The following is a 26,679-nucleotide window of genomic DNA, read 5'->3' as shown; positions in this document are numbered from 1 at the left end:
GGGTCCGTTCTGAGACGAACCCCGCCGCTTCATCGGTGAGTGGTAGCCGCGCCGTTGCGGCTACCGGTCAGTGCCCCAGGGGCAGGTCGCCGTGCAGGTTGTCGAGGTCGGCGGCCTCGGGCAGCGGCGCGTGGTTGAGCGGGCCGAGCGTGTCGACCAGCGGGCTGTCGGTCACGGACACGACCTCCTTGACCGGGTCCGTGGTCAGCGCGTGCTCGACGTGGTTGGTGACCTCCGGCAGCGGGTTCGCGACCGGCAGGTGCGGCAGGCCCTGCGGCAGCTCGGCGCCGAAGTGGACCGGCAGGTCGCCGGGCGCCTCGGCCGGGATCTCGGCCGGGACGGCGGCGGGCAGCACGGCCGGCACGCCGGGGGCGGCGGGCAGGTCGGCGGCGAGGTCCGCGGCCTGGTGGCCACCGTCGGAGATCGCGGTGCCCGCCTGGGCGCCTGCGTTGGTGACCAGGTCACCGGCCTGCGCGCCACCCAGCGTCAGGTACTCGCCGAGGGTGGCCGAGTTCTGCGCGACACCGCCGCCGACCAGGTCACCGCCGATCGAGATGTAGTCGGCGATCGTGCCGGCGGCCGGCTCGGCGCGGCCGAGGACGTCCGAGTCGAGCGAACCGGCCAGGTCGCCGGCCTCGTCGAAGCTCGGGACGTCGGCGGGGGTGCCGTCGACGCCGAGGGTGTAGGTGCCCAGGGCCGAGTCGGTGCGGGCGCCCGCGAGGACGGCGTCCTCACCGGCGGTCAGACCGCCCTGCAGCTCACCCTCGTTGTTCTCGACGGCGAAGCCGCCGGTGAAGCCCTCGGTGCTGCCTGCGGCGCTGCCGATGAAGGCGCCCGCCGGGGTGCCCGCGGTGCCGGCGACACCGGCGCCCTCCTTGGCGGCGGCGGCCGCGGCGGCGCCCTCGGCCAGCTCACCCTCGTAGGACACGGTGGTGGCGTAGCCGTCCTCGGAGCCCGCGCTGGCGGTGTCGACGCGGCCGACGGCCGGGATGTCCAGGTCGGGAGCGGTGAACGGCTTGTCGCCCAGCGACGGGGCGGCCACCGGCAGCGAGCCCAACGTGTCGAAGTCGACGGGCAGGTCGCCGGTCTCCGGCAGCTCGGTCAGGCCGACGGCCTCGCCGAGGGCGGCGACGTCCTCGGTGCCCACCGGCAGGGAACCGGCGTCGAGGGGCAGCGCGCTGGTGTCGAGGGGCAGGCCGCTCCCGTCGACCGGCAGGGCGGTCAGCTCGCTCGGCACGTCGGCGCGCTCGGCGCCCACGGTCGGCAGCGAGGGCAGCTCGCCCAGGGCGGGCAGCTGGACCGGGAGCCCGGGCAGCGAGCCCTGCAGGCCCTCGACCTCGGGCAGCCCGACCGGCAGCTCGCCGAGCTCGGGGGCCGCACCGGTGAGCGCCTCGGTCGGCAGGTCGTTGCGCGCGTCCAGCGGGAGGCCGTCGACGGCGGGCGGCTGCAGCGGCAGGTCGCTCAGCTCGGGCAGCTCGACGGGGATGTCACCCAGCTCGGGCAGCTCGACCGGCAGCGCGTCGGTGGGCAGGCTGTCCGTGGGCAGCGCGTCCAGCGGCAGCTGGTCCACCGGCAGCGCGTTGACCGGCAGGTCCTGGCGGACCGGCACGTCGAGCGGCAGGCCGTCGACGGCGGGGACGTCCAGCGGCAGGTCGCTCAGCGCGGGCAGCTCCACCGGCAGGTCGCCCAGCAGCTCGCCACCGAGCGGCAGGGCCGACGCGTCCAGCGGCAGCGCCGAGGTGTCGAGCGGCAGGGCCGAGGTGTCGAGCGGCAGGGCCGAGGTGTCGACGGGCAGGTCGGCGCGGGCCGGGACGTCCAGGGGCAGCTCGGGAGCCTCGACCGGCAGCGCGTCGGCCGCGTCCGCGACGGCCTGCAGCTGGGCGATGGCGCCCTGCAGGTCGGTCACGTCGGCGTCGAGCGGCAGCGCGGACAGGGCGTCGGCCAGCGGCGCGGGCGCGTAGTCGGCGACCAGCGGGGCGACTTCCTGGATGTCCTGCGGCGTGACGTCGCTCAAGCCGGCGGCGGCGAGCGCGCTGGTCGGGTCGGCGGCGAACGCCGACCGGGCAGCCTCGTCGTTCAGCAGGGTGAGCACGAACTCGTGCAGGTTCTGGGCGGGGAGAGACAAGGAATATCTCCGCGGATCTCGGGGGGTGAAAACGGACAAGGCGTCCAGGGTGCACCGCAGGACGCCTTGGCAGAACCTAGTGACCGTTCCGTTACCGAGGCATCGGGGATCGGTCCGCAACCTTCGGCGAGGCCATGGGGGCCACCGGTTAGGGGATTAGGGGATGTGACCCCAACGGGCGACTTTGGTACGAAGGGGCGACCCCGTGAGTGAGGATTCAACCCCTATGCGTCACGTTCTCGGCATCGACATCGGCAGCACCGGCATCGCCGCTGCCGTGTGCCGTGACGTGGGCGAACGCTGGTCGGAGCCGGTGGTCGTGCCTGGCGTCGAGTCGGTCGTGCACGTCGCTCCGGACGCGACGGTGTCGGTCGGCGCGGAGGCGGTGCGGCGGTCGGTCGTGGAACCCGACCGGGTGGCGCGTGGTTTCCTGCGCCGGGTCGGCGACGACGTTCCGTTCCTCCTCGGTGACGAGCTGTACACGGCCGAGGCGCTCACGGCCGCCGTCGCAGGGTGGGTCGTGGACCAGGTCGCCGCCGACGAGGGCGAGCCTGCCGAGCGCATCGCGATCACCCACCCGCCGTCCTGGGGCACCTACCGGCGCAAGCTGCTGCTGGACGCGCTGGCCGCGGCCGGCTTGCCGCCCGCGATGCTGTTGCCGACGCCGGTCGCCGCCGCGGAGGGGCACCTCGCGCGTGAGCGGATCGATCCGCAGACGCTCGTCGGGGTGTGCCGGATCGGCGGTGAGCACGTAGACCTCGCCGTGCTGCGTCGCGGAGCCACGACGTTCGAGCTGGTCACGCACGCCGAACCGGCCGAGCCGACGGCCGGGAAGACGCTCGACGACCTGCTGTTCGAGCACGTCCGCGAGCGCTGCGGAGACGTCGCGCCGTCGGCGTTGCGGCTGGTGTGCGCGGAGGCGAAGGAGCGGCTGTCGGCGCTGCCCGAGACCGAGATCGGGCCGGTCCGGGTGACGCGTGCGGAGTTCGACCGGATGGTGCGGCCGGGCCTGCTCGCGACGCTCGAACCGCTGCGCCGGTACGAACGGCTGAGCGCCGTGCTGCTGGTCGGCGGCACGGCGGCGGTCCCGCTGCTGGCCGAAGTGGTCGCCGGGCTGACCGGCGGCCGCGTGGTCGCCGAGCCCGAGCCGGCGTCCGCGGTCGCGCGTGGGGCGGCGCTGGTCGCGCGGCTCGTGGAAGGCGCGGCGGTCGAGTCGACCGCGCTCGTGCCCAAGGTGACCGGCTTCCCCGACCTGGAACCCGAAGACGTGTACGACGACGAACCCGTTCCGCCGCGGCCGCCCGTCGTGCTGACCCCGCTCGAACCGCCCCGTCGCCGGTTCGCGCCCTCCCGCCGCGGCGGCTCCCGAAGCGAGGACGACGAGTGATCCTGCTGGACGAACCCACCGAGCGGGTCTGCGCGGCGATCAAATCCGGTCAGCTCGCGCCGGTCCGCCTCGCGATCGTGGCCCCTGGCGGCTACGGCAAGACCGCCGTGCTCGACCACCTCGCCGGCGCGCCCGGCGTGCGGCTGGTCGACGACGCCCACCTGCTCACCGACGCCGAACTGTCCGAAGTGGCCCGGCAGCTCGACGACGAGTCGGCCGGCCTGGTCATCGCGGCCCGTCCGCACCCGCGGCCCTCCGCGCTCAACCAGGTGCTCGGCCGTCTGACGGGACAGCTGGTGCTGCGGCCGTTCGACCGGCTGTGCACGGAGACGTTCCTGGCCAGGGCCGGGCGGCCGCTGGCGGTCGACACGGTGCTGGCGCAGACCGGCGGCGTGCCGGGGTTCGTGCGCCTGCTGGCTGGCGGTGACGGTGAGCTGGTCGCGGCGTTCCGGCACGAGCTGGACCAGGCCGGTGAGGATTCGCTGTGCTACCTGCTCGCGGTCGAGGCCGGGGCCGACCCGGACCTGCTCGCCGCGTTGAACCTGCCCGCCTCGACGGTCGAGGCGGTGCGCGCGACCGGGTACCTCGGGCCGGACGGCCGGTTGCTGCCGGTCGCCGCGCGGGCCCTGCGTGAGCTGGTGCCCGCGGACCGGCGGATCGCGTTGCGGCTGCGGCTGATCCGGCGGCAGCTCGACCGCAGCGGGCCGGTGCTGAGCCTGGTCCGGCCGTTGATCGGGACGGGCGTGACCGGGGCGGACGTCGCGACGGCGTTCGAGGTGGCCGCGGGCGAGGCGGCCGGCGATCCGGCCCTGGCCGCCCGGTTGTACGAGGCGGCGGTGCGGGCCGGGCGGCCGACGGCGGCGGTGGGCACGCGCTGGGCCGAGGCGGTCGCGCGGACCGGGGACTTCGACACGGCGCTGCAGCTGGCCGACCAGGTGATCGCCGCGGACGACGCGGTGGACCGGGCCGAGGGGGCGCAGGTCGCGGGCGCGGCGCTGGCGCATCGCGGTCAGCTGGCGCGCAGCGCGGAGCTGTTCCAGTGGTCCGACACGGCTGCGGCGCGCTGCTTCGCGGTGATCGGCCTGACCGGGTCCGGCCGGCTGGCGGAGGCGGAGAAGCTGCTCGGCAAGTCCGCTGTGGACGGTCCGCCGACGCTGCTCGCGGGCGCGGTGTCGTCGGCGGCTCGTGGTGTGCTGGAGTCGGTGACGGACCAGCCGACGGTGGCACTGTCCACTCTGATCCGTTCGGCGGAGATGCTGGAGCCGGTGTCGGACCGGGTGCTGCTGCCGGACAGCCCGGCGGCGCTGGGCGCGCTGGTGGCGTTGCACTCGGGTGAGGCGGCGATCGCCGAGCCGTTGCTGGAGCGGGCGGTGTCGTCGGGTGTGCTGGTGCCGCGGCACCGGTTGCTGCTGGCGTGGATCGCGATGCTGCGTGGCGACGAGGAGGGCGCGACCGCGCAGTTGCGGTCGGCGGGGGAGCAGTTGTCGCCGCGGGACTGGTTGTTCGCGGTCGGGTTGCGAGTCGGGCTTGCGCGCCGATCGAGTGATCTGGCCGGGTTGCGGCGGATCTGGATCCAGGCGCGCGAGGCGGTGGTCCGGCACCCGGTCGACCTGTTCACGTTCCTGCCGTTCGGCGAGTTCGAGGTGGCTGCGGCGCGGCTGGGGGAGCGGGACCGGCTGGCGCCGCACCTGCGGCAGGCGCGGGAGTTGCTGGCCGGGCTGGGGAATCCGCCGTTGTGGGCGAGCGCGTTGCACTGGAGCGGCCTGCACGCGGCGGTGATCGCGGAGCAGCCGGAGGAGGCGGCCGCACACGCCGCGGCGCTGTCGGAGGCGGCGTCGGCGGGCCCGTACTTCGCGACGATCGCCCGCGCGGCGCAGTGCTGGCTGGAGGTGCTGGGCGGCGAGGTCGACGCCGTGGCGGTCGAGACGGCTGCGCGTGACCTGCACGGGGTGGGCCTGTGCTGGGACGGCGCGCGGCTGGCCGGGCAGGCGGCGATCCGGACATCCGACCGGAAGGCGATGGTGACCCTGCTGGATTGCGCCCGTGTGCTCCAGGGCCGGCCGGGCCGGGAGGCGGTGGAGCACACGGGCGGGGTGCGGCTGAGCGAGCGGGAGCGGCAGGTCGCGGAGCTCGTGGTCGCCGGGCTGACGTACAAGCAGATCGGTGACCGGCTGTTCATCTCGGCGAAGACGGTGGAGCACCACATGGCGCGGATGCGCCAGCGCCTTGGCGCGGGCAGTCGCGGTGAGCTGCTGGCCGAGCTGCGGGAGATCGTGCAGGTGGCGTCCTAGCGGACGACCTGCACGGTGTCCCCGGAAGCCAGGGTGCCGAAGAACTTCTGCGACGCACTCGGCGACAGGTGGATGCAGCCGTGCGAGTACTTGGACAGGCTGCCCTGGTGGAAGGCGATGCCGGGCTGGAAGAAGACCGAGTACGGCATGGGGGCGTCGAACTCGCGGCTGTGGTAGTCCTTGACCTTCGCGGAGACGCGGAAGGTGCCGACGGGGGTCGGGTCGCTGGCCGAGCCGGGCATGATCTGGACCGGTCCGTAGACGACTTCGCCGCCGCTGAGGAGCCACGCCTTCTTCGCGGAGAGATCCACGCACGCGTCGACGGTGGCCGAGCAGGGCACCCCCGCGGGGGCGGCCTTCGCCTTGGTCGTCGTGCTGGTGGTCTTCTTCGAGGTGGAGGTCTTCGAGCTGCTCGACGGCGCGGGCGCGGAGCTGCTGGTGCTCGGCGCGGGCGCAGCCGAGGTGGTGGTCACGGGCGGCGCGCTGGTGGTGGGGGCAGCGCTGGTCACGGCGGTGGTCGCGGCGACCTGCTGCACGGCGGCCTGCTCAGAAGCGCCCCCACAGGCGCCGAGCACCAACACGGCTGCCACGGCCGCCGCGGCCAGCACCATCTTCTTGACGGTCACTCGATTCCCCCAGCTCTTCGGTTCGGCGTCTACAAGCGGATAGACGTGGTCCGCGGGGTGGTGGTTGAGCGCCGCAGGTCACGATCTTGTTGCACCAGGTTTGAAGGGGCAAAGTCCACTCGGATGAGTGGTGGGGCGTTGCCTCAGGTGATTTGGTTCGGCCCCGGCCCCGGCCCCGGCCCCGGCCCCGGCCCCGGCCCCAGTCACCGGCCACCGGCCACCAGCCACCGGCCGCACCCCAGCCTCTGCCCCTGCCACCAGCCCCTGCCCCTGCCACCGGCCCAGCCCCAGCCCCAGCACCAGCCCCTGCTTCTGCCCCAGGCGACCGGCCACCGGCCACCGGCCCCAGCCACCGGCCACGGCCGCAGGCCCGTCTCCGCCTGTGCCGGTACCTCCGTCTCAGCGTCTGCGTCTGCTCCTGCCTGTGCCTCCCCGTCCGGCGTCCGTGCCCGCTCCCTGCGTTGGGCACCCGACCCCACGTCCGCGCCCCGCGCCCCGCGCCCCGCGCAGTTCACCCGAGCGCCTCGCTCCCACCCCCACACCCGCCGCGCGGGAGCCTCGTACCCACCGCCTCGCGCCCCCATGGCCGGTGCCCCACGCCTTGTGCGGGTCGCCATGCGACCAGCGCCTCGCGGCCCAACGCCCCCACCTGGCGCTCCACGTCCGCCAGTCTCGCGTCGAGCGCCGGGCGCCGGCCGTCTCGTCCCCGGCGCCTCGCGTCCGCGTCCCACGACCAGCGTCCCGCGCCCACGCCCCAGCCCTCAGGGCAGAGTCCCGGCCTCCAGGCGCGTCCTCGGTGCGAGTCCCAACCCGCGGAAGCACCGAGACCCCCAGCCCGCCGCTCGGGCACGATGGCCCCATGCGCTACGTCATCATCGGAGCGGGCGCGGTCGGCTCGACCGTCGCCGCTCAGCTGCAACTCGCCGGCCTTCCGGTCGTGCTCATCGCGCGCGGCGAGCACGGCGCCAAGATCCGCGAACAGGGGCTGCGGTACTTCCGGCCCACCGGCGAGCAGCTCGTGCGGGTGCCCGTCGCCGGGAGCGCCGCCGACGTCGAACTGACCTCGTCGGACGTCCTCGTCGTGGCCACCAAGACCCAGGACACCGAGTCGGTCCTCCAAGAGTGGTCGTGGCGCCCGGCCGGCTCCGGCCTCGCCGCCGACCTGCCGGTCGTGATGCTGCAGAACGGCCTCGAGAACGAGCGCGCGGCACTGCGTCGTTTCGCCACCGTGTTCGGCGCGTCGCTGTGGATGCCGGTGTCCTACATCGACCCGGGTGAGGTGAGCGCCCAGGGCGCTGAACTGCCGGGCATCCTGTGGCTGGGGCAGTTCCCGTCCGGTGACGACCCGCGCCTCAGCGCGATCGCGGCCGACCTGCGCACAGCCGGCTTCGGCGTCCAGCTCGTGCCGGACCTGCTGCGCTGGAAGGCCGGCAAGCTCCTCGCCAACCTCGGCAACGCCGTCGACGCGCTCTTCGGGCACGACGAGCGCACCGCGTCGTTGAGCCGGGACCTGCGAGCCGAGGGACGTCGAGTGCTGGCCGCCGCAGGGATCGAACCGGTCGATCTACGCGAAGCGTCCGAAATAGACGCCTCAGCCGCGGACGCGGCCGAGATCCCTGGACGTCCACGCGCCGGCAGCTCCACCCGCCAGAGCCTGGCCCGAGGCGCCGGATCCGTCGAAGGCGATTACCTCAACGGCGAGATCGTCCTGCTCGGACGGTTGCACGGCGTCCCAACACCGTTCAACGCCGCGGTGCAGCGCCGCCTCGCGCTGGCCGCCTCGCGTGGCGAAGCGCCGGGTTCGGCCGACCCGGCGGAACTCGACCTGCCGCGGCCACCGGTCCTGATCACCGCCGACGAACTCCAGCGGCAGCTCGACTCGTCCGCCCCACCCGTCCTGCTGGACGTGCGCTGGGCACTGGGCGACCCGAACGGGCACCGCCACTACCTCGACGGCCACCTGCCGGGCGCGGTGTACGTGGACCTCGACACCGAACTGGCCGCGCCGCCGTCCCCCGCAGAGGGACGCCACCCCCTGCCAGACCTCGACGCGCTCCAAGCCGCCGCCCGCCGCTGGGGTATTCGCGAGGGCTCGTCCGTCGTCGTCTACGACAACAGCGGGAACCTGGTCGCCGCACGCGCCTGGTGGCTGCTCCGCTGGGCGGGCGTCGCGGACGTCCGGCTCCTCGACGGCGGGCTCGCCGCGTGGGGCGACCGGCCTCTGGAAACCGGTTTCGGCCGGAACCCTGAGCCGGGCGACATCGTCCTCAAACCCGGTCACCTGCCCGTCCTCACCATCGACGAAGCAGCCGCGCTGCCTGGTAAGGGCACGCTGTTCGACGCCCGCGCCGGCGAGCGCTACCGGGGCGAGCAGGAGCCGATCGACCCCCGCGCCGGCCACGTCCCCGGTGCCATCAGCGCGCCGACCGGCGAGAACCTCACCACCGAGGGTCGGTTCCGCTCGCCCGAGCAGCTCGCCGCCCGCTTCCGCGAGCTCGGCGCAGCCGAAGGCCCGGTCGGGGTGTACTGCGGCTCTGGTGTGACGGCGGCTCACGAGATCGCGGCCCTCGCGATCGCCGGCATCGACGCGGCCTTGTACCCCGGTTCGTGGTCGCAGTGGTCGAACCAGCCCGACCGTCCCGCGGCGACCGGCCCGAACCCGTAGCGAAGCGACCACGTGCTGCCCGGGTCGGTTGCTTCACGCAGGGAGCCCAGCCCGGGCAGCGCGTGCCCGGACATGTCCACGCTCACTTCTCACCACACGGTCGCGCACCTTCCTTCCTGGTAGTTGTAGACGTATGCGCTTGCGGCCGAGCACCTCGCACTGGGGAGCCTTCTCAGCCGGACTAGACGAAAACGGGCACCTTCAGGTCGCCGCGCACCCAGAAGACCCGGCGCCGTCACCGTTACTCGGCAACCTGCCGAGCGCCCTGACGGACCCCAACCGGATTGCGGCGCCGGCAATCCGACGGGGGTGGTTGGAGCGCGGGCCGGGGCCGGATCCGAAACGCGGTCACGAGGACTTCGTCGAGGTCAGCTGGGACGAGGCCCTTGATCTGCTTTCCGCCGAGCTCCGACGGGTCCGGGCCGACCACGGGAACGAGGCGATCTACGGCGGCTCCTACGGCTGGGCGAGCGCTGGCCGCTTTCACCACGCCCAGAGCCAGTTGCACCGGTTCCTCAACGCCTTCGGTGGTTTCACCTCCTCTCGCAACACCTACAGCAACGGCACCAGCTCGGTGGTGCTGCCGCACATCGTCGGCACCGCTAACGATGTCCTCCGCAATGGTTCGAGCTGGCCGACGATCGTGGCGAACACCGAACTACTCGTGGCGTTCGGCGGAGTCCCCGAGAAGAACGTCTTCGTCACACCCGGCGGAGTCACCCGGCACCACACACCCGGGTTCCTCGCCCAGCTCGCCGACCGCGACGTCGAGGTCGCCCTGATCAGCCCACTCCGCGCTGATCTCCCGCAGCGGCTGGCCGCGCGGTGGTATCCCATCCGCCCCGCGACGGACACCGCACTCATGCTCGCGCTCGCGCACACCCTCGCCGCGGAAGGGTTGCACGACCGCCACTTCCTCGACCGCTATTGCACCGGCTACGACGCGTTCGAGCGCTACCTCTTCGGCGCCGACGACGGAACTGTCAAGGATGCCGCCTGGGCCAGCGCCCTGACCGGCATCTCGGGCGCGGACATCGTCGACCTCGCCAAGCGGATGGCCACCCACCGCACCTTCATCACCGTCACCTGGAGCCTTCAGCGCATCGAGCACGGTGAGCAACCCGTGTGGGCCGCCATCGCCCTCGCCGCCATGCTCGGCCAGATCGGGCTGCCCGGGGGCGGCTTCGGGCACGGATACGGCTCCATGGGAGACAGCGGCGATATCGGCCCGAACTTCCAGGTGCCCTACCTGTCCCAGGGGATCAACCCGGTCAAGCAGTTCATCCCGGTTGCCCGGATCGCGGACATGCTCCTCAATCCCGGCACCCGCTACCAGTACGACGGCACCGAACGCACCTATCCGGACATCCGTCTCGTGTACTGGGCCGGCGGCAACCCCTTCCACCACCACCAGGACCTGAACCGCCTACGAAATGCGTTCGCCCGGCCTGACACCGTCGTCGTGCACGAACCCTTCTGGACCGCCACCGCACGGCACGCCGACATCGTTCTGCCCACCACGACAGCACTGGAGCGTGAAGACTTCGGCTCCGGCCGCCGTGACACCCACCTCGTCGCGATGCACCGGATCGCCGAACCCTGCGGCCAGGCCAGGGACGACTACGCGATCCTCGCCGGACTGGCTGCCCGGCTGGGGATCGAGGAGCGGTTCACCGAGGGCCGCACGGCGCGCGAGTGGCTCGAGCACCTCTACGGCACCTGGCGGCAGCGCCTGGCCGGCAAGGGAATCTTCGTGCCGTCCTTCGAGGAATTCTGGGAGGAGGGCGGCTTCCGGTTGCCGAACATGGAGACCGACCGGACGCTCTGGGCCGACTTCCGGGCCGACCCCATAGCCAACCGGCTCGCGACCCCGAGCGGCCGGATCGAGATCGTCTCCGAGAAAGTGGCTTCGTTCGGTTACGACGACTGTCCTGGTCATCCAGCCTGGCTGGAGCCCGTCGAGTGGTCCGGCGGTGAGCGGGCCGCTCGTTTCCCGTTGGTCCTCATCGCCAACCAGCCCCACACGCGGCTGCACGGTCAGCTCGACGGCGGTGCGGTCAGCCAGGCGGCGAAGGTCGCCGGCCGGGAGGCCGTCCGCCTGCACCCGGACGACGCGGGTCGGCGGGGAATCAGCGACGGAGACGTGGTCCGCATATTCAATGACCGCGGCGCTTGTCTGGCTGGAGCCTTGCTCTGCACCGATCTTCGCCCTGGCGTGGCACAGCTGCCGACCGGCGCCTGGTTCGATCCGGCGGGATCCCTGTGCGTGCACGGCAACCCTAACGTGCTCACCGCGGACGTCCCGTCGTCACGACTGTCCCAAGGGTGCACGGGGCAGCACGTGCTGGTCGAAATCGAGCGCTTCGCGGGTGAACCACCTGGCATTGTCGTGAATCGACCACCGGTCATCTCGCGCACACGCGAGGTGTAGCTGGAGATGGTGGGCAGGGTGTAGCGCATGGAAGCTCCTTGTCCTCGATTTTGGTTGCACCGCAGCAGATTCGGTGGTTCTCGTGGCCTGCGGTGTCTTCGACAGTACACCAAAATCGAATTCAGTCTCTAACCCAATCGATCTAATCGTTCTGGCGATCCCGGAAATATCTGTCTTTTGGTAGATGGTGCTCGCGAGTCAGTTCGTGCATTCTCCTATCACCGCCAATTCCGAGCGAGGAGAAGACATGAGCGCTACCACCGGCATCGGCCGAAGGATCAAGGCAGAACTGGGCTGGCCTGTCCCAGTCCTCGGGGCGGTGTGCACGGTGCTCGTGGCGATGCCCGTCGGCACCGTGCTCACCACCGCGTCTTCGTTGGTGGTTCTCCTTGCCGCGCTGGGCATCGCGATGCAACGCACCCGCAGGCCCGCGGTCATTGCTGCGGCGTCCGGGGTTGCAGCCGTGAGCTCGCTGATGGCGACGTTCTGCGACGGCGAAGCGGCGTCTCAGAGCCTCGCTTCGTGGCTGCTTTTGGAGACCGCTTTCCTGCTGTGCGTCCTCGTGCAGGCGGTCCGACAGGCGAAGGGGCGGGGTGCGCCGTTCTTCGCCGGGTTGCTCATGAGTGCGGTGGTTCTGGCGCCACTGCGGCTCACGGCCGGTTCGCGTGCGTCTCCGCCGACTGGTTCGGCAAGCGAGTGGTGCTTCGGCTGGGCGTTGTTGGCAGCATGTGCAGTGGCGGTTGGCCTGTACCTGAGGTCTCTCGACCAGAAGCGCGAGGAGTCCGTTTGTGCCGCGCGCCGCGAGCAGCGCTTGCAACTGGCGAGCGACTTGCACGACTGGCTGGGGCACGAGGTGACCGGGCTGGTGCTGGAGGCTCAGGCTGCGCGGCTTCCCGGCCGTGTCCCGGGCGATGCGCATCGTGCGCTGGAGCGCATCGAAGAGGCCGGCGTTCGCGTGCTCGACTCGATTGACAAGGCGCTGTGCTGGCTTCGACACGGCGAGAACGCGCCCGGAATGGCCGACGTCGAGCGGTCACGCTGGCCCCCAGACCTGCCAGCCCTGGTGCAACGGTTCGAGGCGCTCGGACCCATCCGGGTGCGGCTGGAGTTGGATGAGCGAGCGGAGGAAGTGCGGCCTGAGATCGCGGGCACGATCCGCCGCGTGGTGCTGGAAGCTCTCACAAACGTACGGCGCCATGCTCCAGAGGCGCGTCAGGTGTCGGTGGCGGTACGCCGCAACGGTGCGCACCTGCTCGTCCGAGTGGTCAACGACGGTGTGCGAAGGCAGGGATTGCTCAAGCGGGCTCGCGCCGGTGGGTCGGGCTTGCGCGGCTTGGCAGAACGAGTCGTCGCGCTCGGCGGGACAGCGTGGGCGGGTCCGGTGGGGCAGGCGGGCTGGGCCGTTCACGTGGTGATCCCGGTGGTCTCGTGACGACGACCCAGATTCTCATCGCAGACGATCAGGAGGTGGTTCGCCGCACTCTGCGCCAGATCTTCGAGGCTGAGGACGATCTCGAGGTGGTCGGTGAGGCGGCTGATGGGGAATCGGCCGTGCAACGGGCTCGTGAGTTGAGGCCGGACGTCGTGCTGGTAGACGTCCGGATGCCGGGACGCGACGGGTTGTCGGTGACCCAGGAGCTTGCCGGACCGGAGGTGGCGGATCCACTGCGGGTCATCGTGATCACGACGTTCGAACTCGACGAGTACGCGCGAGTCGCGCTCCAGAACGGTGCTTGCGGGTTCCTGTTGAAGCGGTCCGGGCCTGGGTTGCTGGTTGAAGGTGTTCGCGCTGCCGTGTCGGGCGACATGCTGATCAGTCCACAGATGACCATGCGCCTCTTCCGGCAGATGGGCCTACCGGCCGTCGGTGGTCGCCGGCCGACGGTGTTGACCGACCGGGAATGGGAGATAGCGCGTCTCGTCGCGGAGGCGAAGACGAACCTGGAGATCGCCGAGGCTCTGGGAATCACGGCAGGAACGGTGAAAACGCACTTGAGGAGCATCCAGCGGAAGCTGGGCCTGTGTAATCGGGTCGCGATCGCGGCTTGGGCGTGGGAAACCAGCGCTGAGGGGAGGTGAAGGGGCAGAAGGTAACGACAGGTCGAGCGAGCAGGAGAGGGCGATGACTACGGACCGCAGGATTGTGCACTTGATCATCACCCGATGGAGTTATCTTTCTCCATGATCAGGGAAAGTGAGAGTCTCTCGCCATCGATGAACTCATCGCGCTGGTAGCTTTTCCCGAGCCGCAGCTGGTTCTGTGGGGTGGTCGAGTGACGCCCGGCGAGCGGCGAAGTAGTGGGGACAGTCCACGCCGTGCCGATGGAGGGTGTTGATGGCGCGCACGATCCTGCGTGACAGGTCGGATGACCTCGTGTGGAGCGTGCAACTGGCGGACCGTACGGGAATCGTTGCGGCGAGCGCGCCCAAGCCCGTCGAAGACGACGAGCCCACAGGTGCCGACTTCCCGCCGGTGTCCGGCGAGCTCGCCCTCGCCCCGGTGGTGGTTGATCTGCCCGGCGCCGTGGAGAAGCGGCGGTTGCTCCGGCGGGTCCGTCGCAATCTGCTGGTCGCAGCTGCGGCTGTTGTCCTCGTGGGTGTGGGCTGGATCGCGGGTGGCGCCTTCGGCGCCGGCCAGGATGCGGAGACTGCACCCGCGGTGGCCGCTGGGGTCGTTCCGAACGCGGGTGTCAATCAGCCGGTGCAACCGGCTCCGAGCACGAGTTCCGTTCCCCAGGCGCCGGTGACCACCGCACCGCCAGTGGCGCCGCCGACGGCCAAGACCTCTGCGCCGGTGCAGAAGAAGCCGACCGCAACCAAGAAGACGGCCGCCGACCGCGGCGAGGCGCGTACCGGTCCGGTCGAGGAGACCACGGAGCAGGGCAAGCCGCTCGGCCAGACGCTCGACGAGCAGATCAAGCAGCTGTTCGAGGTCTGGACGTGGAACCAGATCGACCCGCGCGGTGACTTCGACGAGGAGCAGGACCGGTCTCCGCGGTCCTTCGGGCCGCTCGGTCGCTGACGCTCTGGGTCGGTGCCGGCCGAGGAATCGTCGGCGAAGCTGCAGCCTGGGTTCTGGGCTGACCCGATGGGCAGGTAAGCCGGGGCCAGGATTGGCTGCGCAGGCTTGAGGCGGCTGTTCCCCGTGGGCGGGCTGGTGGCGGAATCAGGTCGGCCGAGCACCGACGTGCCGAGATGTCGAGTCAGTGACGCGTCGGGCTGCTGAGTTGCTGAGTCGCCGACTGCAGGTGTTGAGGCGACGCAGGGTGTCGAGGCGACGACGTGGAGGGGAGCCGAGGTGGCGCCACGTTGCGGTGCCGAGGCGGCGACCTGCTGAGGTACCGGGTTGTGTCGAAGTGCGGGGAGCCGCTGTGTCGACGTGCAGGGGCCCGGGCGGCGTCCCGCTCTGATGCCGAGGTGTCGGCCTGCTGTGGTCCGAGCCGGCGCCCTGCTGTGGTGGCGAGGTGTCGGCGTGCGGGGAGCCGTTGTGTCGAAAACGCCCAGCCGCCGAGTAGCCGAGGTGCCGGCTTGCCGACAGGTCGATAGCTGGCGGGCTGTCGACGCGTCGGCTTGTCGAGACGTCGAGGTGCCAACGCGTCGGCGGCGTCGGGTGTCGGCTTGGCGACGTGTCGAGCCGTCGGGTGTCACACCGACTGAGCTGACCGCGCGGGCCAGCCGAGCGATGGGGGTGGCACGGGGTGAGTCAGCCTCGTGCCTGGAGTCAGCCGGGGGCGACCCCGGCGCCGCGAGGGTGCGGTGCCAGGGTCAGACGTTCGTGATCTCGTCGATGAAGGCGTCCACGTCGAAGCGGTCGCTCTCCGTGCCCAGCGGGACGAGTTCCGTAGCGGCGTCCAGGAAGCGCTCGACGTCCTCGCGCTCGATTTCGACCAGCGCGTAGCCGTCGGGGGACTCGATCTCCAGGATGAGGATGCCCTCGTCGGTCGACAGGTCGGGGCGGACTCGCACGTCGCCGATGCCGGAGGGCTCGCGCAGGCCCGTGACGAGCAGCTCCCGGGCGAAGGTCCACTCCACCCAACGGCCACGCTCCGTCCGGAAGGCGATGTTCACGGCGAACGGCTCGCTCGCGACGTACGACAGTCGAGACAGGACTGGAGCACTGGAGCCGTTGAGTGACACGAACTGGCTCTGGGTGACGGTATCGGTGTTCACGTGCCACCTCTCGCGGTCTTGTTCGCGCTCCCGGCGCGAACGGGTCGGACAGCGATGAGATGTAAGCGGAGCCCGAAAATGATGCGTCGCGGGCGACTTTCACGCGATCGGTTGCAAAATCTTCGAACCTGTAACACGCGGGACCGTCGTGATCAGCCGCCGTTCAGGGGAACGGTCAGGCCCACCTTGACGCGGTCCATCGCGACGCTCGTCGTGAAGTGCCGCACCTCGCCGTTGTCGAAGAACATCCGCCGCGTGAACGCCTCGAACTCCCCCATGTCCCGGCACTGCACCACCAGGATGAAGTCCGCCGACCCCGTAACGTAGTAGCACTGTTGCACAGCGGAATCAGCCAGCACCTGCTTCCGGAACGCGTCCAGCACCTCCAGCCGCTCGCGCTCCATCTCCACCATCACGATGAACGTCATGTGGACCCCGACCGACGGCGGATCGATCACCGCGACCTCGCGCGAGATCACGCCGGCGTGCCGCAACCGCTTGATGCGGCGCTGCACCGCGGCAGCCGACAGGCCCACCTCGGCGCCGATCGTCTCGGCGATCGTCCGCGAGTCGTCCTGCAGGCGTCGCAAAATCTCGTAGTCGAGTTTGTCCAGGTCAACGGCGGGCACCACCGCATCGTAACCAAAACCGGGTGTGCGACGCGGCTCACGCAAGGGGTGCGAAGCGGATGTCGCAGGCATCTTCGCCGACAGCGAAACGCACCAGCCGCGCCCCCGCGCTCTCCAGCGCCTCCCGGTCCTTTTTGGAGACACGCCCGTACGGCTCGATCTCCAGCGCCGCCCCAGCTTGCGACCGCGTGATCCGCCAGCTGCCGCGCACCAGCCCGTCGACCAGGACCGTTCCGGGGAACACCCCGTTCGGCACCCCGAACACCCGCTTGCGCGCGTCCTCCGGCAGCACCCGGGTCCGGTCGGCGTGCGACAACAGCAGGTTGTCGAACTCGGCGATGAACCGCGGCGGCGCGGGCGTGGCCGGGTCCGGGCGCGGCGCATCGGGCAGGTCGAACACCTCGCGGCCCTGCTCGGTCCGGAACACCCGCAGCCGCGGGCGCAGCCGGTCCACCACCTCGCCGAGCCGCGTCAGCCCGCTCCACGTCTGCACGTCCGCGACGCTCGCCGGCCCGAACGCCGCCAAGTAGCGCAGCACCAGGTCGTCCAGCGAGGCGTTCCGCTCCAGCGGGCGCCCGAGCCAGTCCTCCGCCGTCGCGAGAGTCGTCCGCCCGCTGCGACCCCACACCGCGCGCGGCGGGACCTGCACGAGCGGGAGCAAGCCGCGGGCGGCGTGCGCGAGCGCCGACGCGGGCGTGTCCGGCCACACCCGCGCAAGCTGTTCGCCCAGCGCGGCCGGGGTGCGCGGCTCCTCCGCCAGCAACGCACGCGCCTGCTCCGCGACCGCGCTCAAGTCCACGGGGGCAAGCGATTTCTTGTAGGCGGCGTTGGTGCGCAGGTCGCGGTCGAACAACGGCTGCAGGAGCGGGCGCAGCCACCGGCAGTCGTCCGCTGTCACCAGGTGCACGGTGCCCCGCATCAACGCGATCCGCACCACCTGCCGGTCGAGCAGGAGCTGTCCGAGCTGTTCCGGCCGGAAACCGTGCAGGCGCGACCACAACCCGTAGTAGGGCGGGAACGGTGCCTGCGCCTGGAGCCCGCAGAGGTGCCGGACGGCTTCCAGCGGTGTGAGCTTCGTCCTGCGCAACAGCAGCTGACGGGCGAGCAGAGCCCGGTTCAGCGCGCGCTGCCCCAGCGTGTCCGGCATGGCCGAACCCTAGAACCTATCGGTGACAGTTCCGGTCCGCGTAGTCCTTTCGTGGCCGCGTTTTGTGACCTGGAACACAACTCACCGGTCTACCCAGGGGTAGCCCCTACAAGTGGTTCCATGCATGACGGACACCACGCGGTCCTTGCCGGGCTGGGAGCCTGGCTGCCGCCGCGGGTGGTGGACAACGACGACCTCGCCCAGCACCTGAACACCTCCGACGAATGGATTCGCGCGCGCACCGGCATCGGCGAGCGCCGCATCGCCGACCCTGACGTGTCCACTGTGGACATGGCGATCGCCGCGGGACGCAACGCCTTGCGCAGCGCCGGGTCCGACGCGATCGACGCGGTGGTGCTCGCGACGGCGACGCCCGACTACCTCTGCCCGGCCAGCGCACCGCAGGTCGCCTCGGGGCTCGGGCTCAGCGGGGTCGCCGCCTTCGACGTCAACGCCGTCTGCAGCGGCTTCATCTACGCGCTGGCCACGGCCGCGGGCATGATCGCCGGCGGCGTCGCGGGCCGCGTGCTCGTCGTCGGCGCGGACGCGTTCAGCCGCTACTGCGACCCGGCCGACCGCACCACCGTCCCGATCTTCGGTGACGGCGCGGGCGCCGTCGTGCTGCGTGCCGGGACCGCCGACGAGCCGGGCGCGCTCGGCGCGTTCGACCTGCACAGCGAGGGCGAGAACGCGGACCTGCTGATCGTCCCGGCCGGTGGCGCGAAGCAGCGCCAGTCGGCCAACCCGCACGACCACTACCTGACCATGCAGGGCACCGCAGTGTTCCGGCACGCCTGTGCGCGCATGGCCGAATCCGCGCGTGCCGTGCTGGAGCGGTCCGGGCTCGGCGTCGGCGACGTCGACCGGTTCGTCGGCCACCAGGCGAACATCCGAATCCTGCAGGCCACCGCCAAACAGCTGGGCATGCCGAACGACCGGGTGGTGGCGAACATCGAGCGCGTCGGCAACACCAGCGCCGCCTCGATCCCGCTCGCGCTGGCCGACGCCTGCGACGACGGCGAGCTCCAGCCCGGCCACCGGGTGCTGCTGACCGCGTTCGGCGCCGGGCTGACTTGGGGTTCGACCCTGCTGACCTGGCCCGACGTCAAGCCGGGCGGCGAGGCCTAGTTCGTCCAGGTCTTCGTGGGCGTGTCCCGCCCGCGCAGCTGAACCGTCTCGTGGCGGGACCACCGGGTTTGCTCGCCCGACGCGGCCTGCGACCAGAGGGTGTCGCTGGCGAGGATGCGGCCGGGCACGTGCTTCGCGTGCTCGGTCAGGCGGGCCGCTTCGTTCACCGCGTCGCCGATGACCGTGTACTCGAGCCGGCTGCGGCTGCCCAGTTGCCCCGCGAACACCGGCCCCCACGCGACGCCGATGCCCAGATCCAGCTCGCCTTCCTCGCGAACCGCGTCCCGGATGGCGCGCGCCGCGGACATCGCCGCGGTCGCCGGGTCGGCCAGCCGGGTGGGCGCCCCGAAGACGCACAACGCGGCGTCGCCCTGGAACTTGTTGACCAGCCCGCCGCGCGCGTCGACCGCCGAGACCACGCTGTCGAACAACCGGTTCAGCTTGCGCACGATCTCCTCGGGCGGCAGCCGGTAGGCCAGGGCAGTCGAGTCCACGACGTCGACGAACAACGCGGCGACCTCCCGCACGTCACCGCTCAGCGACACGCCGTGCTCCAATGCGTGCCGGGCGACGTCGATGCCCACGTGCCTGCCGAACAGGTCCCGCAGCCGGTCCTGCTCGCGCAGCCCGGCGACCATGCTGTTCACCGACACCTGGAGCGAGCCGATCTCACTGGCGTCGTCGACGCGCACCGAAACGTCCTTGCGGCCGCGGGTGACGAGGCCGACCGCCATCCGCAACCGGCGCAACGGCGCGGCGACCGCCCGCGCGAGGAGCGCGGTGCCGATCGCGCCGCTGACCAGCCCGACGATCGACAGCATGATCAGGCTGGAGGTCTCGTCGGCTCTGCCGATGTTCGGCGGCGCAGCGACGATCAGCACGCCGAGCAGCGGAACCCCGCTCGCCACGGCCCACGTGATCGCGAGCCGGGACAGGACGCTGACCGACACCGCGTTGCGCGGCGGGCTCACTTCCAGCGCGAGGATCAGGATCGGCCGCGCGACCCACTCCGCGGCCAGGTACATCAGGCCGACGGTGAGCAGGCCGCCGAGCCCGACGGCGAGGGTGACGCCGAGGGCGTCGAGCGCGGAGCCCAGGATGCTGGTGAGGGTGCCGAGGATGATCGTGCCGCCGAGCCAGAGGGTGCCGCTGACCAGCGCGAGGTCGCGGGGCAGGCGGAGCGCGCGGCGGGCTTCCGGCGGCGTCGGGCGGCGGCCCTGGGCGAACCAGACGGCGGTGCGGCGGTGCAGGATCGCCGACCACGCCGAGCCGACGAGCACCGAGAGCAGGACGTACGCGCCCGCGCAGGTGAGCAGGATCCAGCTGCGGTCGCCCATGTCGGCGGGGATGCCCTGGAGGAACAACAGCAGCCAGACGGCCGCCGCGCCGCACACGCTCGACCCGACGCCGAGGACGACGAACCCCAGCCCGGTGCGCAGCACCACGCGGAACTTCGCGAGCTGGGCGAACTTCGGCACGGAGTTGATCGTATTGCCAGCGGCGGGGGTAGGGCGCGTTGTCGCGGTGAGTGGCGGGCCTGCCCGCGCGGGGGGTTCGGTGGACAAGGCTCGGGGTGTGACGGGAGGAAGCAGTGGGAGTGCGGTGAGAACCTGGGGTTGAGAGCCGGCGTGCAGTGGCGATCGGGCTCGGTTTCGGGCGACGCCGGGGCGTGCGCGACGGAAGCGGGAGAGAGTGGTCGGGGACAGCGGCGGCGCCGCGGCGCGTCCGGCGCTGGACACGCCTTGCGGACGGAGGAGCCCGCCCGGGTCAGGAAGCGCGTTTGCGCGAACTGGCCGGCCGCGCCTCCCGGATGGCTTTCTCCAGCTCGGCGCGGTTGAGTTTCGATCGGCCCTTGATGTCGAGCTCACGCGCCATCTTGTCCAGCTCCGCCTTGCTCAGCTCGGACAGGTCCGGCTCCGCCGCCTTCCGGGACTTCTTCGGGGCGCCCGAAGCGGCCTTCTCCGACTTCCCGCCGGCGCCCTTGCGCCGCTCGACGCTGCGGGACAGCGCTTCGAACAGGTCGACCACCTTGGTCGGCTCGCCGGGCTCGTCCTCGACCGTCACCGTGCGCCCGGCCTTCTTGTCGTCGATCAGCTTCAGGACGCGCTCGTTGTACTGGTCGTGGTAGTCGTCGGGACGCCAGTCGTCCGCCATGGAGTCCACCAGCGCGACCGCCATCTCCAGTTCCCGGCCCCGCGGCTCCGCCTTCTCCGGCAGCTTCTTCAGCTCCTTCGCCGGGTTCCGCACGTCCTCGGCGAACAGCAGCGTGTCCAGCACGAGCACACCATCACCGGCGCGGACCGCGGCGATGTGCTCCTTGCCGCGCATCACGAAGCGTGCGATGCCGGCCTTGTTGGTCTCCGCCATGGCCTGCATGAGCAGCCCGTACGCGCGCCCGAACTCCTCCTTCGTCGGCGCCAGCCAGTAGCTCTTCTGGAAGTACAGCGGGTCGATCTCGCCGAGGTCGACGAACGACTCGATGTCGATGGACCGGGACCGGCCGGGCGCGATCTGGTCCAGCTCCTCCTGCTCGACCAGCACGTAGTCGCCGTCGCCGAGGTCGTAGCCCTTCACGATGTCCTCGTAGGCCACCTCCTCGCCGGTCCGCTCGTTCACGCGCTTGTACCGGATCCGGTCCGACGTGCCGCGCTCGAACTGCCGGAAGTGCACGGTGTGGTCCTCGGTCGCGGAGTACAGCTCGACCGGCACCGTCACCAGGCCGAAGTTGATCGCACCGCTCCAGATCGCTCGCGCCATCACGCCTCCCGGACCACTTCGGTAGCCGACTTGTCGACACGCACGCCCGTGAACCGAGGATGCCGCAGCTTGCCGTCGCCGGTCCACTCCGAAAACCGCACCTGCACGACCACCTCCGGCTCGACCCAGCGCGGCCCGCGCTCGGGCACCGGCTCGTCGAACGGCGACCGGCGGCGCTCCAGACCCGTCAGCGTGCCGGTCAGCTCACGCAGCGTGGCCTCGCTGTAGCCGGCGCCGACCTTCCCCGCGTACCGCAACCGGCCGCGGTCGTAGTAGCCGACCAGCAACGCGCCGAACCCGGTCCGTGCCCCGCCCGGCGCGCTGAACCCGCCGACGACGAACTCCTGCTCCTTGACGCACTTGAACTTCAGCCAGTCGGTCGTCCGCCCGGACCGGTACGGCGCGTCCGCCCGCTTGGCGATAACGCCTTCCCAGCCGCGCGCGCACGCGTGGGCGAAGTACTCCTCGCCGGTGGTGTTGCGGTGCGTGGCGTACCGCAACACCCCGCCCCAGTCGAAAGCCTTGCGCAGCAACTGCTTCCGCTGCCGTAGCGGCAGCCCAGTGGTGTCGTGGCCGTCGAAGGCCAGCAGGTCGAACAGGTACAGGTACACCGCGACCCCGGTGGCCTCGATGCGCCGCCGGTCGGTCAGGTGGATGCGCTGCTGCAGCCGGGCGAAGCTGGTCTGGTTGCCGTCGAACGCGACGATCTCGCCGTCGGCGACGAAGGAGGAGGCGCCCGATCCGGCGAGCGCCTCCCCGAGTTCCGGATACCCGGCGCTGATGTCGTTGTGGTTGCGCGACCACAGCACGGGCGGGCCGCCGTCGCGCGAGCAGATGGCGCGGACCCCGTCGAGCTTGCGCTCGAACAGCCAGTTCTCCCTGGAGAACGGCTGCTGGGTCAGCGTCGCCAGCATCGGCGCGCGCCACCCGGGATCAGCCATGATCGGCGGTTACCCTGCGAAGCGCTCCGCAAAACCGCTGGTCACAGCTCTCCGTCCTGCTCGGTGAGCCCGTCGCGCAGCCGTTGCAGCGTCCGCGCGAGCAGCCGCGACACGTGCATCTGCGAAACACCGATCCGCTCCGCGATCTGGGTCTGCGTCATGTTGTGCACGAACCGCAGGCCGAGGATCTTGCGCTCGCGCTCGGGCAGCTCCTGGATCAGCGGCAGCAGCGCCTCGTGGTTCTCGACGCCCTCCAGCCCGGCGTCCTCCTCGCCCAGCGTGTCGCCGAGCGCGAGGTTCTCGGTGTCGCCGGACAGCACCTCGTCCAGCGACATCGAGTGGTAGGCGTTGCCCGCTTCCAGGCCCTCGTAGACCTCGTCCTGGCTCACGCCGAGGTGGCTCGCGATCTCGCTCGGCGTCGGCGCGCGGCCCAGCCGCTGCGCGAGCTCGGTGCTCGCGCTGGAGATCGACAGGTGCAGCTCCTTGAGCCGGCGCGGCACCCGCACCAGCCAGCCGGTGTCCCGGAAGTGGCGCCGCACCTCACCCATCACCGTGGGCACGGCGAAGGACAGGAAGTCCGAGCCGCGGCTCGCGTCGAACCGGTCCACGGCGTTGATCAACCCGACGGTGGCGACCTGGACCAGGTCCTCCTTCGCCACCCCGCGCCCGGAGAACCGCTGCGCGATGTGCTCGGCCAGGGGCAGGTGCCCCGTCACGAGCTCGTCGCGCAGGGCGGCGCGGCGGGGGTCATCGGCCGACAGTTCCGCCAGCTCGTCGAACAGCGGCGCCAGGTGACCGTATTCGTTCGACGCGGTGGGTTTGGTCGGCTCCGTCCGGGAACCGGTCACGCGCCTGCCCCTGGGACGTCGACGGCGACCCGTCGCTTGGCGAGTTCGATGTCCACCTGGTGGCCCTGGCCGTTCGACTTCACGTGCGCGTCGACGGAGTCCGTGAGCGTGCTCAGGACCCGCCAGCCGAACGACTTCGTGCTCGGCGCGCTGTCGCTGTCCGACAGCACCGTGCCCTGGAACCGCAGTTCGTCGTCCTGGACGGCGAACCGGCAGCGCATGGTGGAGCCCGGCAGTGCCCGGGTGATCAGCGTCGAGCACGCTTCGTCCACTGCGAGCCGCAGATCGGCGATCGAGTCCAGGTCGAAGTCGGCGCGGGTGGCGAGCGTCGCCACCACCGACCGGACGATCGGCAGGTGTGCCAGGTCGGCACCGAGCCAGAGTTCGATCTCGTTCTGCGCGCGCAAGGACGGTGGCTCCCAGTCCGTCACGTTCACCTCACCGTCGTTCGAGTGTTGCTTCGGAACCATCATGCCTCGAACGAGGGAAGTTCGCTCGGTCCGGTTACCGTCTGGAAGCATTCCGTAGCTGCTGTTATGGCTGTACTCCTCATCGATGGCGCAAGATCGCGCCGAACCCCTCGACGAGCTCCTCGTCGACGTGCACCAGGTCCGCGTCCACGGCGATCGCCGCGGCGGGGACCGCCTCGTCGGCCCGGCACCGGTGGATCTCCGTGGCGCCGTAGGCCTTGAGTTCTTCCTCACCCAGCGCGATCTGCGCCGGGGTCGGCCCCGTGCACACCACGTCCTCGCCAGGATCCCCGACGAGCAGAGTCTCCACATTGGCCTCCCGCAGCGCGGCCGTCACCGCCTCGAGCCCTTGCACCGCAAGGCCGTCCGGCTGGTTCAGCGCGTCGCGGAACTGCTGGACGACGTCGTTGAGGCGGCTTTGCCGGACCGCTTCGGCCAGCTCGTCGGCGACGTCGGAGTGCGTGGCCTCGCGCGCGATCGACTTGGCGGCCTCGGGCAGCTCGTCGATCACGGCCTTGCGGCCCTGCACCTCGCCTGCCACCACGATCAGCTGCGCGTTCGCCTGCTCGGCCAGACGGGCGATCACACCGGCGATGTCGGCGACGTTGTGGCGCTTCAGCTCTTCGGTGCGGTGCTGCATGCGGTGATGCGCCTCACCGCCGCCGCGGGTGTGGTGCACCGGGTGGTCCTGGCCGCTGACCTCCTCCGCGGCCATCTCGTGACCGTGCTCGTCGAAGGCCTTGACGGTCGCGCTCACCTGGTCGACCTCGGCGACCACGTGCGGCAGCGCCAGCTCGCCGTACCGCGCCAGCGGCAGCAGGTAGGGCAGGTCGGACACCCTGGCGATGGTGCTCGCGGGCGGGCTCGGCAGGTGCTCGTCGACCACGACCCGTTCGCCGGCGGCCAGCAGCGCGCGGCCGCTGCGGCCGGTCGCGCGCGGGCCGTCCAGGATCGCGCTCTCCAGCGCGCTCACCGCGCCGTCCGGGGCGTGCTGGGCGGTCAGCGCGTCCTTCAGCTCACGCCACTTCAGCTCGAGCTGTTTCTCGGCGTCGGCCGTGTCGTGCGAGTCCTCGAAGTAGACGGACGTGAACGGACCGGTCGCGGTCACCAGCGGGCGCAAGGTCGTCGTGTCCATGCCCGCTTCTTACCCGTCGGTCGGTGCCGTGAAACGCCAGGGTTTGATGGGGCCATGCAGTGGTGGGAGGCGCTGGTCGTGTTCCTGGCCGGGGTGTGGGCGGGCACGATCAACACGGTCGTCGGGTCCGGCACGCTCGTCACGTTCCCGGTGCTGGTCGCGCTCGGCTACTCGCCGGTGACCGCGACGACGTCGAACGCGATCGGCCTCGCGCCGGGCACGATCAGCGGCGCGATCGGCTACCGGCACGAGCTGACCGGTCAGGGCAGGCGGGTCGCCCGGTACGCGGTGCCGTCGGCGATCGGCGCGGTGTGCGGCACGGTGCTGCTGCTTTCCCTGCCGCCCAACGCGTTCGAGACGGTCGTGCCGGTGCTGGTCGGGCTCGCCGTGGTGCTGGTGATCATCCAGCCGCGGGTGTCCGTGTGGGTGGCGCGCCGCCGCGAGGCCGGCAAGGGCGGCGGCTCGCGGGGCGGGCTCGTGTTGTTCCTGATCTTCCTGGTCGGCATCTACGGCGGGTACTTCACCGCGGCACAGGGCGTCATGCTGATGGCGTTCATGGGCATGCTGCTCACCGACCCGCTGCAGCGGCTCAACGGGATCAAGAACGTCCTCGCCGCCGTGGTCAACGTGGTCGCCGGGATCGTCTACGCGTTCATCGCCCCGGTCAGCTGGCCGGTGGTGGCGCTGCTCGCCGTCGGGTCCACCCTCGGCGGGCAGCTCGGCGCCAAGATCGGGCGCCGGCTGCCCGCGCCGGTGCTGCGCGGCGTGATCGTCGTGGTCGGCATCGCCGCGATCGTGCAGCTGGTGGTCAACGGCTGAAGCCGCGCGCCGCCTGCAGGAACGCGTCGTTCTCCTCGCGAGTGCTGATCGTGACGCGCACGCCGTCGCCCGCGAACGCCCGCACGACCACCTTGTTCGCCAGCGAGTGCTCGGCGAACTCGAGCGCGCGGTCGCCCAGCGGCAGCCACACGAAGTTGGCGTGCGTCTCGGGCACCTCGTAGCCGAGGGCGAGCAGTTCGTCGGCGACGCGCTGCCGCTCGGTGACGATCGCCGCGCACCGCTCACGCATCTCGTCCTCGGCGTCGAGCGAGGCCAGCGCGGCGATCTGCGCCAGCGAGTTCACGCTGAACGGGATGTAGACCTTGCGCACCACCTCGGCCAGCTCGGCCGGGCCGACCAGGTAGCCGACCCGCAGCCCGGCCAGGCCGTAGGCCTTGGAGAAGGTCCGCAGCACCACCACGTTGTCGCGGGTGCGCGCGAACTCCATGCCGTCCGGCACGTCCGGGTCGGTGACGAACTCGCGGTAGGCCTCGTCCAGCGCGACGACCACGTGCGGCGGCACCTGGTCGAGGAAGCGGACCAGCTCCTCGTGGCGGTTCGCGGTGCCCGTCGGGTTGTTCGGGTTGCAGACGAAGACCAGCTTCGTCTGCGGCGTGATGGCGGCGAGCATCGCGTCCAGGTCGTGCGTGTGCGTGGCGTCCAGCGGCACCTTCACCGAGGTCGCGCCCGCGATCTGCGTGACGATCGGGTACGCCTCGAACGAGCGCCACGCGAACACGACCTCGTCACCGGGCGCGCACAGGGCCTGCGTGAGCTGCTGGCACAGCGCGACCGAACCGCAGCCGACCGCGACGCGCTCCACCGGGAAGTCGTACTTGCGCGCCAGCCGGTTCGCCAGCGCGGTCACGCCCATGTCCGGGTAGCGGTGCACGTCCGCGGCGGCGTCGGCGATCGCGGTGCGCACGCTCGGCAGTGGGCCGCCCGGGACCTCGTTGCTGGCGAGCTTGATCGCGCCCGGCACCGTCCGCCCGGCGACGTAGGCGGGCAGCGAGCCGAGATCGGGACGGGTACGCACGGACATGGCGGGCACTCCTTCGGGTCGAACGCGCTGCTGCCACGTTATCCCGAACACTTGATCGCGATCGGTGT

Annotated in this window: 22 protein-coding genes; 10 read left to right on the top strand and 12 right to left on the bottom strand. The window is 71.4% G+C overall.

Annotated elements, in window-relative coordinates:
* Positions 1–67: 67 nt before the first annotated feature.
* Entirely contained in the window at positions 68–2,125 is a 2,058-nt protein-coding gene (locus L2C96_RS27090) for an IniB N-terminal domain-containing protein (RefSeq protein ID WP_237338256.1), read from the bottom strand.
* 226 nt (positions 2,126–2,351) lie between these two features.
* Between L2C96_RS27090 and L2C96_RS27085 the strand changes: the two genes are divergently transcribed.
* Both L2C96_RS27085 and L2C96_RS27080 read left to right on the top strand, forming a co-directional pair.
* The gene (locus L2C96_RS27085; RefSeq protein WP_237338255.1) at positions 2,352–3,512 is read left to right on the top strand and encodes an Hsp70 family protein; all 1,161 of its coding nucleotides are present in this window, start codon (positions 2,352–2,354) and stop codon (positions 3,510–3,512) included.
* Positions 3,509–5,803 carry a helix-turn-helix domain-containing protein gene (locus L2C96_RS27080; protein ID WP_237338254.1) on the top strand — a complete coding sequence of 765 codons (2,295 nt, stop codon included), beginning with the start codon at positions 3,509–3,511 and terminating at the stop codon, positions 5,801–5,803. Before L2C96_RS27085 ends, L2C96_RS27080 begins: the two co-directional genes overlap by 4 nt.
* On the opposite strand, the gene L2C96_RS45190 is transcribed toward L2C96_RS27080, so the two are convergent.
* Positions 5,800–6,114: a L,D-transpeptidase gene (locus L2C96_RS45190; protein ID WP_308191183.1), complete on the bottom strand. Its 315-nt coding sequence runs from the start codon at positions 6,112–6,114 to the stop codon at positions 5,800–5,802. The genes L2C96_RS27080 and L2C96_RS45190 overlap by 4 nt on opposite strands.
* A 13-nt stretch (positions 6,115–6,127) precedes the next feature.
* Here L2C96_RS45190 and L2C96_RS45185 point away from each other — a divergent pair, with 13 nt between their 5' ends.
* From L2C96_RS45185 to L2C96_RS27045, 6 genes are all read left to right on the top strand, one after another.
* A complete protein-coding gene (locus tag L2C96_RS45185) occupies positions 6,128–6,472 on the top strand; it encodes a hypothetical protein (protein ID WP_308191182.1) in 345 nt (114 codons plus the stop codon).
* An 816-nt stretch (positions 6,473–7,288) separates the two neighbouring features.
* Positions 7,289–9,094: a rhodanese-like domain-containing protein gene (locus L2C96_RS45180; protein ID WP_308191181.1), complete on the top strand. Its 1,806-nt coding sequence runs from the start codon at positions 7,289–7,291 to the stop codon at positions 9,092–9,094.
* A gap of 133 nt (positions 9,095–9,227) precedes the next feature.
* Positions 9,228–11,525: a molybdopterin-dependent oxidoreductase gene (locus L2C96_RS27060; RefSeq protein ID WP_237338252.1), complete on the top strand. Its 2,298-nt coding sequence runs from the start codon at positions 9,228–9,230 to the stop codon at positions 11,523–11,525.
* Positions 11,526–11,709: 184 nt separating this feature from the next.
* Entirely contained in the window at positions 11,710–12,957 is a 1,248-nt protein-coding gene (locus tag L2C96_RS27055; protein WP_237338251.1) for a sensor histidine kinase, read from the top strand.
* Positions 12,954–13,604, top strand: a complete 651-nt coding sequence (locus tag L2C96_RS27050; protein WP_237338250.1) for a response regulator — start codon at positions 12,954–12,956, stop codon at positions 13,602–13,604. The genes L2C96_RS27055 and L2C96_RS27050 overlap by 4 nt, the downstream gene beginning before the upstream one ends.
* Before the next feature lie 256 nt (positions 13,605–13,860).
* Entirely contained in the window at positions 13,861–14,547 is a 687-nt protein-coding gene (locus tag L2C96_RS27045; RefSeq protein ID WP_237338249.1) for a hypothetical protein, read from the top strand.
* A gap of 743 nt (positions 14,548–15,290) precedes the next feature.
* On the opposite strand, the gene L2C96_RS27040 is transcribed toward L2C96_RS27045, so the two are convergent.
* The 3 genes from L2C96_RS27040 to L2C96_RS27030 form a co-directional block, all read right to left on the bottom strand.
* Positions 15,291–15,695 (bottom strand): SsgA family sporulation/cell division regulator, encoded by a 405-nt coding sequence (locus L2C96_RS27040; RefSeq protein WP_020416486.1) that lies wholly within the window; start codon positions 15,693–15,695, stop codon positions 15,291–15,293.
* Between the two features lie 152 nt (positions 15,696–15,847).
* Positions 15,848–16,324: an Lrp/AsnC family transcriptional regulator gene (locus tag L2C96_RS27035; RefSeq protein ID WP_027935626.1), complete on the bottom strand. Its 477-nt coding sequence runs from the start codon at positions 16,322–16,324 to the stop codon at positions 15,848–15,850.
* 37 nt (positions 16,325–16,361) lie between these two features.
* Positions 16,362–17,471: a winged helix DNA-binding domain-containing protein gene (locus tag L2C96_RS27030; protein ID WP_237338248.1), complete on the bottom strand. Its 1,110-nt coding sequence runs from the start codon at positions 17,469–17,471 to the stop codon at positions 16,362–16,364.
* A gap of 120 nt (positions 17,472–17,591) precedes the next feature.
* On the opposite strand from L2C96_RS27030, the gene L2C96_RS27025 reads away from it, so the two are divergent.
* A complete protein-coding gene (locus L2C96_RS27025; RefSeq protein WP_237338247.1) occupies positions 17,592–18,599 on the top strand; it encodes a beta-ketoacyl-ACP synthase III in 1,008 nt (335 codons plus the stop codon).
* On the opposite strand, the gene L2C96_RS27020 is transcribed toward L2C96_RS27025, so the two are convergent.
* The 6 genes from L2C96_RS27020 to L2C96_RS26995 all read right to left on the bottom strand — a co-directional run bounded on the left by L2C96_RS27020 (position 18,596) and on the right by L2C96_RS26995 (position 24,750).
* Positions 18,596–20,077 carry an adenylate/guanylate cyclase domain-containing protein gene (locus L2C96_RS27020; RefSeq protein WP_020416490.1) on the bottom strand — a complete coding sequence of 494 codons (1,482 nt, stop codon included), beginning with the start codon at positions 20,075–20,077 and terminating at the stop codon, positions 18,596–18,598. The genes L2C96_RS27025 and L2C96_RS27020 overlap by 4 nt on opposite strands.
* A gap of 289 nt (positions 20,078–20,366) precedes the next feature.
* Positions 20,367–21,356 carry a non-homologous end joining protein Ku gene (ku, locus tag L2C96_RS27015; protein ID WP_237338246.1) on the bottom strand — a complete coding sequence of 330 codons (990 nt, stop codon included), beginning with the start codon at positions 21,354–21,356 and terminating at the stop codon, positions 20,367–20,369.
* Positions 21,356–22,297 (bottom strand): non-homologous end-joining DNA ligase, encoded by a 942-nt coding sequence (gene ligD / locus L2C96_RS27010; RefSeq protein WP_237338245.1) that lies wholly within the window; start codon positions 22,295–22,297, stop codon positions 21,356–21,358. The genes ku and ligD overlap by 1 nt, the downstream gene beginning before the upstream one ends.
* Positions 22,298–22,338: 41 nt before the next feature.
* Positions 22,339–23,145, bottom strand: coding sequence for a SigB/SigF/SigG family RNA polymerase sigma factor (locus L2C96_RS27005; RefSeq protein WP_020416493.1), 807 nt, complete (start codon positions 23,143–23,145; stop codon positions 22,339–22,341).
* Positions 23,142–23,576 carry an ATP-binding protein gene (locus L2C96_RS27000; RefSeq protein ID WP_027935629.1) on the bottom strand — a complete coding sequence of 145 codons (435 nt, stop codon included), beginning with the start codon at positions 23,574–23,576 and terminating at the stop codon, positions 23,142–23,144. Before L2C96_RS27000 ends, L2C96_RS27005 begins: the two co-directional genes overlap by 4 nt.
* Before the next feature lie 118 nt (positions 23,577–23,694).
* Positions 23,695–24,750 (bottom strand): Rv2629 family ribosome hibernation factor, encoded by a 1,056-nt coding sequence (locus L2C96_RS26995; protein ID WP_237338244.1) that lies wholly within the window; start codon positions 24,748–24,750, stop codon positions 23,695–23,697.
* 54 nt (positions 24,751–24,804) lie between these two features.
* On the opposite strand from L2C96_RS26995, the gene L2C96_RS26990 reads away from it, so the two are divergent.
* Positions 24,805–25,569: a sulfite exporter TauE/SafE family protein gene (locus L2C96_RS26990; protein ID WP_020416496.1), complete on the top strand. Its 765-nt coding sequence runs from the start codon at positions 24,805–24,807 to the stop codon at positions 25,567–25,569.
* Here L2C96_RS26990 and hisC read toward each other — a convergent pair.
* Positions 25,559–26,611, bottom strand: a complete 1,053-nt coding sequence (hisC, locus tag L2C96_RS26985; protein WP_237338243.1) for a histidinol-phosphate transaminase — start codon at positions 26,609–26,611, stop codon at positions 25,559–25,561. The two genes, L2C96_RS26990 and hisC, sit on opposite strands and share 11 nt — an antisense overlap.
* Positions 26,612–26,679 lie beyond the last annotated feature (68 nt).

Source organism: Amycolatopsis tucumanensis (assembly GCF_021654135.1).
In the GTDB taxonomy this organism is placed as follows: Bacteria; Actinomycetota; Actinomycetes; order Mycobacteriales; family Pseudonocardiaceae; genus Amycolatopsis_E; species Amycolatopsis_E tucumanensis.
This window is presented reverse-complemented; position numbering and strand designations above follow the sequence as displayed.